The 4,685-nt window shown below is 65.0% G+C and carries 5 protein-coding genes; 1 reads left to right on the top strand and 4 read right to left on the bottom strand.

The annotated features are described in order from the left end of the window. The 4 genes from AC5JJ6_RS42295 to rraA form a co-directional block, all read right to left on the bottom strand. On the bottom strand, nt 1-1,163 hold a 1,163-nt coding region (locus AC5JJ6_RS42295), incomplete at its 3' end, for a tripartite tricarboxylate transporter permease (RefSeq protein ID WP_496047816.1). 7 nt (nt 1,164-1,170) lie between these two features. Continuing rightward, nucleotides 1,171-1,653: a tripartite tricarboxylate transporter TctB family protein gene (locus AC5JJ6_RS42290; RefSeq protein ID WP_496047815.1), complete on the bottom strand. Its 483-nt coding sequence runs from the start codon at nt 1,651-1,653 to the stop codon at nt 1,171-1,173. A gap of 68 nt (nt 1,654-1,721) precedes the next feature. Continuing rightward, nucleotides 1,722-2,681, bottom strand: a complete 960-nt coding sequence (locus tag AC5JJ6_RS42285) for a tripartite tricarboxylate transporter substrate binding protein (RefSeq protein WP_496047814.1) — start codon at nt 2,679-2,681, stop codon at nt 1,722-1,724. Between the two features lie 76 nt (nt 2,682-2,757). After that, on the bottom strand, nt 2,758-3,234 hold the full coding sequence (gene rraA / locus AC5JJ6_RS42280; RefSeq protein ID WP_496047813.1) for a ribonuclease E activity regulator RraA: 477 nt from the start codon (nt 3,232-3,234) through the stop codon (nt 2,758-2,760). 80 nt (nt 3,235-3,314) lie between these two features. On the opposite strand from rraA, the gene AC5JJ6_RS42275 reads away from it, so the two are divergent. Then, on the top strand, nt 3,315-4,685 hold a 1,371-nt coding region (locus tag AC5JJ6_RS42275), incomplete at its 3' end, for an aconitase family protein (RefSeq protein ID WP_496047812.1).

Genomic DNA, 4,685 nt, shown 5'->3' with positions numbered 1-4,685 from the left:
GGGATCAGCAGCAGCCGCACCCAAAGTCCGACCAGCGGCAGGTTGAGCACCAGCAGCATGACGTTGCCGACATAGAGCGAGGCGATCAGGCCCCAGACCAGCTGCGCATTGTTGATGAACAGCATCGGACCGGGCTGTAGGCCGTAGTTCTGGAATGCCGCCAGCAGGATCGCGGCCGTCGACGATGTCGGCAAACCCAGCGTCAGCAGCGGGACGAGCACGCCGGCTGCCGCGGCGTTGTTGGCGGCCTCGGGTCCGGCGACACCTTCTATGGCGCCCTGGCCGAACTCCTCCGGCTTTTCGGCGAGCCTGCGTTCCAGCGTATAGGACAGGAAGGTCGGGATCTCGGCGCCGCCGGCGGGCAGGGCGCCGATGGGAAAGCCGATCGCCGTTCCCCGCAGCCACGGCTTCCAGGACCGCCGCCAGTCATCCGCCGTCATGTGGATGCCGCCGGCAAGTGGATTGATGCTGGGCGCCTCGGCCTGATAGCGGCTCGCGACATAGATCGTCTCGCCGATGGCGAACAGCGAGACCAGGACGATGGTGATCTGTATGCCGTCGAACAGTTCCGGCGAGCCGAACACCATGCGAGCCTGCGCGGTCTGGCCGTCGATGCCGACGACGCCGAGAGCAAGCCCGATGAACAGTGCGATAAAGCCCCTGAGCCGAGAAGTGCCCATGACCACGGATACCGACGTGAACGCAAGCACCATCAGGGCGAAATAATCTTCCGGCCCGAAGACGAACGCCAGTTCGGCGATGGCCGGAGCCAGGAAGGTCAAGCCGGCGGTCCCGATCGTTCCGGCCACGAAAGAACCGATTGCCGCCGTCGCGAGGGCGGCGGCGCCCCGGCCCCGGCGCGCCATCTGGTTGCCTTCCAGCGCGGTCATCATGGAGCCGCTCTCGCCGGGCGTATTGATCAGGATCGATGTGGTGGACCCGCCATACATCGCGCCGTACAGGATTCCCGCGAACATGATCAGCGCCGATTCAGGCGCTACTTGCGCCGTCACCGGCAACAGCAGCGCTATGGTCAGGGCCGGACCGATACCGGGCAGGATGCCGATGGCCGTGCCGAGGATGGTGCCGACCAGCGCCCACATCAGGTTGATCGGCTGGAGGGCCACGGTGAAGCCGGCGAACAATGAGGGCAATGCGTCCATGCGCCGTTCACCAGCCCAGGAGAGGAAGAAAGCCGCCAAGTCCCACGCCCAGGCTCCTGAAGCCATACCAGCAGGCGCTCCCCAGGATCAGGCCGAAGACCAGATCCTGAACGATGCGGCGGGCGCCGAAGGCGCGCGCGACCAATGCGAAGACCAGCGCCGCCGTGGCTGGGAAGCCGATGGGCTGCATGGTAGCCAGCGGCACTGCCGCAGCCGTCGTCGCCAGGAGGAAGCCGCTCCGCGAGAACAGTGCGTCGGGCGTCATGTCTTCGGTCGCCTGGGGCTCGAAGCGCTCCCCCAGTCCGATCCTGATGGTCAGGACGATGCCGAGCAGGACCAGGCCGGAGCCGACCAGACCGACGAACAGGCCGGGACCGATGCCGCCATAGTTCGCCACGATGTCCAGCGAGAGCGCGCCGTTGAGCCAGATACCGCCAAGACCTGTGACTCCAAGCCCCAGCCACCACGGACGCGTCTTCGAACCTGACATGTATGCTGCTTTCCCTTGTGGCGCGGATGCACTGCCCGACTTTGACCGGCCGTCAAGCGACCGGCTGCTCAATCGGCGAGGCCGACGTCCTTCAGGATAGCCTTCCACCTGGATTTCTCGGCCGTCAGAAAAGCCACGAAGGCGTCGCCGGACAGATAGGCGTCTTCCCAGCCCTGGCGCTCCAGCGTCTGCTTCCACACCTCGCCGGCGGCAAGCTTGTCGAACCGCTCCAGCCAGGCCGCATGGGCAGCCTCGGACATGCCCGGTGATCCGACGACGCCGCGCCAGTTCCCGATCACGACGTCGATGCCGGCTTCCTTGAGTGTAGGCGCGTCGATGCCCTTGAGCCGCTCCGGTCCCGTGACGGCGATGATGCGCAGGCGGCCGGCGTCGGCCAGCGGCTTCAACTCCGATGCGCCGGAGATCGCCGCCTTCACCTTGCCGCCGGCAACGGCGGTGACGACGTCGCCGCCGCCCGGAAACGGGATGTAGTTGAGCTTGCCGGCGGCAACTCCGGCTTCGCGGGCGATCAGCGCCAGTGCCACGTGATCGACGCCACCCAGCGATCCGCCGCCGACGGCCAGGGCGCCCGGGTTCTTTCTCAGCGCCTCGACCAGATCGGCCGGGGTCCGGATCTCCGACGACATCGGCACCGCGACGGCATCGTATTCGTTGGTCAGCCGCGCGAGCGGGATCGTGCCATCGAGGGAGACCGGCGATTTCGAGGTGATGATGCTGCTCACCATGATGGCGCCCATGAACATCAAGGCGTTGTCGTCGCCCTTGCCGGTCCGGATGAACTCCGCGAGCCCGATCGTTCCGCCGGCGCCGCCCTTGTTGGTGAACTGCGTTCCGTCCTTGAACAGGCCGGATTGCTGCAAGGCCAGGATGGTCTGCCGCGCCGTGCCGTCCCAGCCGCCGCCGGCCGAGGCAGGGACCATTATGCGGGCGGTGTCGGCTTTCGCCGGCAATGACCAAAGGAACGTGACGATAGCCATCGCACAAAGGACTGCGGCAAACCGCTTCATGGTCGTTTCCTCGAGAGGTAAGTGACGTGACCTTGAGATCGGCCGGATCGGACCGGCTCGTGGGATTGGCCGGGGGTCAGACCGGTTCGGCCCGGACGACGATGCCGTCCTCGTCCGCGTACAGACTGTGGCCGGGCGTGAAGACGACCCCACCGAAACCGACGGGCTGGTCGACTACCCCAGCTCCGGTCTTCGTGCTCTTGCGCGGATTGGTCCCCAGCGCCTTGACGCCGAAGTCGAGGCCGGACATGGCCGCGGAGTCCCGGATCGCGCCGTTTACGACGATTCCTGACCAGCCGTTGCTGACCCCAAGACCGGCCACCACGTCGCCGACAAGGGCCGAATGGAGCGAACCGCCGCCGTCGATCACAAGGACATGGCCGTGCCCCGGCTCCGACAGCACGGACTTGAGCAGCAGGTTGTCCTGGTTGCAGCGGACCGTACGGATGATGCCATGAAAGCGCCTGCGCCCGCCGAGGTCCCGGAACTGTAGATCGCAAACCTGGAGCGTTTCCTCATAGGCGTCGACAAGATCTGCTGTCGCATGTCCCATAAAATGGTTCCTTAGAGATTGTCTTTCTTACAAATCTAAAACATTTTCGCTTTTAATGCAACTCATAAGTGTTCAAAGCGATGTCACACTCTCTCGAGTTGGAAAGTATGGGAGAGTACGAGCAACTGGAGGTGGCAGGCACGCACTATCTCCATGTTCCGGTACAGGGCTTCGACGGACTTGCCCGGCTGCCGTTCAGCCTCCGCGTTCTTCTTGAGAACCTGATGCGCCAAGTCGCCGACGGGCGATCGTCTCCAGGTGAGTTGCAAGCGCTCGTGGAGCGTCGTATCGGCGCCGGCTTGACCTTCTATCCGGCACGCGTTTTTCTACAGGATCTTCTCGGCGTTCCTGTTCTGGTCGATCTTGCGGCGTTGCGCGATGCCGTCGCCTCCGCCGGGGGCGATCCCCGCTCGGTCAATCCCAAGGTGCCCGCCGATCTGGTGATCGACCATTCGCTGAGAGTCGATGTTTCGGCCTCTGCCGAAGCCCGGCAAACCAATCTCGCACTCGAGTACGAGCGGAACGCGGAGCGATTCAGCTTCCTGCGATGGTGCCAGCGCAGCTTCGACAGGCTTCGGGTCGTTCCACCGGGCAAGGGCATCATGCACCAGATCAACCTCGAACATCTGGCCAAGGTTGTCTGGACCGATGAGACGCCTGCGGGAACCGTGGCGTATCCGGACACGCTGGTCGGCACCGACAGCCATTCGACGATGATAAACGGTTTGGGCGTGCTCGGCTGGGGCGTCGGCGGGATCGAGGCCGAGGCCGTCATGCTGGGAAAGCCGGTGTCGCTGCCGGTCCCGGAAGTCGTCGGAGTCGAGGTTACCGGCAACCTGCCGGAGGGAACCACGCCGACCGACCTCGTTTTGACGATAACGGAGAAGCTTCGAGCGCTGGGCGTCGTCGGGAAGTTCGTCGAGTTCTTCGGGCCGGGCCTGGATGCGCTTCAGGTCGCGACCCGGGGTACGATCGCCAACATGGCGCCCGAATACGGCGCCACCTGCGTCTTCTTCCCCCTGGACTGGCGTGCGCGCGATTACCTCCGGCTCACCGGCCGCCCGGAAGAACAGGTCCAACTGGTCGAAGCCTATGCCAGGGCGCAGGGCTTGTGGCGCGACGAGACGACCCCGGCGCCCGAGTTCGACCAGATCGTAACGCTGGATCTGGCAAGCATCCGCCCGTCGATCGCGGGGCCGTGGAACCCCGAGAACCGCATCGACCTCGACAAGGCCGCGGCGGCTTTCGGCGAGCATCACGCGAAGCTCAGCGGCAGACCGGTTTCCGACCGGAAAGTGCCGGTCGACGGCGCATCCTTCGAGTTGACCGACGGCGCCATCGTGATCGCGGCGATCACGAGCTGCACGAACACGTCCAACCCCTTCAACATGATCGCGGCCGGACTGCTGGCCCGCAATGCGGTAGCTAAGGGATTGTCGGTCAAGCCGTGG

The organism is Skermanella sp. (assembly GCF_059503625.1).
Note: the sequence above shows the minus strand (reverse complement) of the source record. Positions and strands in the feature narration are given on the sequence as shown.